This window comes from Actinomadura sp. 7K534, assembly GCF_004348575.1.
Classification (GTDB): Bacteria; Actinomycetota; Actinomycetes; order Streptosporangiales; family Streptosporangiaceae; genus Spirillospora; species Spirillospora livida.
The window spans coordinates 1-1949 of record NZ_SMKB01000451.1 but is presented as its reverse complement, the minus strand read 5'-3'; the positions used below and the strand labels follow the sequence as shown (position 1 = coordinate 1949).

1 protein-coding gene is annotated in these 1949 nt (G+C 70.3%); it reads right to left on the bottom strand.

Going from position 1 to position 1949, the window contains the following annotated elements; all coding sequences use genetic code 11:
• A partial coding sequence (locus tag E1266_RS37010) for a type I polyketide synthase (RefSeq protein WP_132055213.1) occupies positions 1–1949 on the bottom strand: 1949 nt, incomplete at both ends.

The window sequence follows — 1949 nt, the reverse complement described above, 5'->3', positions numbered from 1 at the left end:
GATGTAGGTGGTGTGGCCGTTGCTGGTGAGGTGGGTGATGGTGGGGTGGAAGTGGACGGTGTTGCGGATGTTGTCGTACCAGTAGCTGCTGTTGAGTTCGGTGCCGTTGATGGGTTGTCCGGTGACGGTGGAGTACATGGCCGTCGAGGTGGGCTGGGGTTGGATGCCGGTGGCGGCGGTGGTGATGTGGTCGGCGATGGTGTCGATGGCGGGGCTGTGTGAGGCGTAGTCCACCTCGATGCGGCGGGTTTTGATGTCCCGCTGTTCGCAGTCGTCGAGCAGCCGGGTGATGGCGTGGTCGGGTCCGGCGACGATGGTGGTGGCGGGCCCATTCACGGCAGCGATGGTGATGGTGTCGGGGAGTAGGTCGTTCAGGTCGGTGGGGGTGGTGTGGATGGCGGCCATGGTGCCGGTTCCGGCCAGTGCGGTGAGGGCTTTGCTGCGGAGTGCGATGAGTTGGGCGGCGTCGTTGAGGGTGAGGGCGCCGGCGGTGTAGGCGGCGGCGATCTCTCCTTGGGAGTGGCCGATGACGGCGTCGGGTTCGATCCCGAGGGATTGCCAGAGGTGGGCCAGGCCGGTCATGACGGCGAACAGGGCGGGTTGGACGATGTCGACCCGTTCCAGGGCCGCGGCTCCTTCGGGGGTGGTGAGGACGTCGGTGAGGGACCAGTCCACATGGGGTGCCAGTGCCTGCTCGCAGGCGAGGATGTGGTCGCGGAAGATGGGGCTGGTGGTCATCAGGTCGGCGCCCATCCCGGCCCACTGCGATCCCTGGCCGGGGAACACGAACACGGTCTTGCCGCTCTGGCCGGGCACGGCGCGTCCGGTGACCACGGCCGGGTGCGGCTCACCAGCCGCCAGCGCCCGCAGTCCTTCCCGCAGCGTCGCCTCGTCGCCCACGATGACGGCCCGGTGGTCGAGGGTGGAGCGGGTGGTGGCCAGCGCCCACGCCACCTCACCGGCATCGAGGTCGGGGTGGGCGTCCAGGTGCTCGGCCAGACGCCGCGCTTGCGCAGCGAGCCCCGCCTCGGTCTTGGCCGACAGCAACCACGGCAGCACCTCGGACCCAGCCACGTCCCTGGCCCGCTCCAGCTCGGTGCCGGGCTGGAGTGTCACGGGGGTGGGTGCTGTCTCGGGTTCGGTGCTGGTGGGGGCTTGTTCGAGGATGAGGTGGGCGTTGGTTCCGCTGATGCCGAAGGAGGAGACCGCGGCGCGGCGGGGCTGTCCGGTGTCGGGCCACGAAACCTGCTCGGTGAGCAGCTCCACCGCTCCCGCCGACCAGTCGACGTGCGGCGTCGGCTCATCGACGTGCAGCGTCCGCGGCAGAACCCCGTGCCGCATCGCCTGGACCATCTTGATGATCCCGGCGACACCGGCGGCGGCCTGGGTGTGCCCGAGGTTCGACTTGATCGACCCCAGCCGCAGGGGCCGGTCGGCGGGCCGCTGCCGACCGTAGGTGGCGATGAGCGCTTGGGCTTCGATGGGGTCGCCCAGTGTGGTGCCGGTCCCGTGCGCCTCCACCACGTCCACCTCGGCGGCGGTCAGCCGCGCGCTGGCCAGCGCATCCTCGATCACTAGCTGCTGGGACGGGCCGTTCGGCGCGGTCAGCCCGTTGCTGGCCCCGTCCTGGTTGAGGGCCGATCCGCGCACGATGGCCAGAACGGTGTGGCCGTTGCGCTGCGCGTCCGACAGGCGCTCGACGAGAAGGAGCCCGACGCCTTCCGACCAGCCGGTGCCGTCGGCCGCCGCGGCGAACGGCTTGCAGCGGCCGTCGGGTGCCAGTCCGCGCTGCCGGGAGAACTCCACGAACACCCCGGGGGCGGACATGATGGCGACGCCGCCGGCGAGGGCGAGGTCGGTTTCGTGGTTGTGGAGGGATTGGCAGGCGAGGTGGAGTGCGACGAGGGAGGAGGAGCAGGCGGTGTCGATGGTGAGGGCGGGTCCTTGGA